Origin of the sequence: Priestia sp. SIMBA_032, assembly GCF_046535215.1 — a bacterium.
GTDB lineage: Bacteria > Bacillota > Bacilli > Bacillales > Bacillaceae_H > Priestia > Priestia aryabhattai.
Map to the genome: position 1 here is coordinate 1 of NZ_JAWRXD010000318.1, position 326 is coordinate 326.

Genomic DNA, 326 nt, shown 5'->3' on the forward strand with positions numbered 1-326 from the left:
CCGGTTATTTTTGTAGAAGATACGCTATCTGCACTGCAAATGTTAGCGAAAAACTATCGCGATCAATTGGATGTTAAAGTTGTTGGTGTGACAGGTAGTAACGGTAAAACATCCACGAAAGATATTGTGACAAGTATTCTCGCGACTAAGTTCAAAGTTCAAAAAACAGAAGGAAATTTCAATAACCATATTGGGTTACCTCTCACTATTTTAAACTTAGAAGAAAATACAGAAGTAGCTGTATTAGAAATGGGTATGTCAAGCCGAGGAGAGATTGAATTTTTATCTAAGTTAGCTCGTCCTAATGCAGCTATCATTACGAATAT

Annotated in this window: 1 protein-coding gene; it reads left to right on the forward strand. The window is 35.6% G+C overall.

Annotated elements, in window-relative coordinates; genetic code table 11:
* A partial coding sequence (locus tag SB717_RS34565) for a Mur ligase family protein (RefSeq protein ID WP_410907374.1) occupies window positions 1–326 on the forward strand: 326 nt, incomplete at both ends.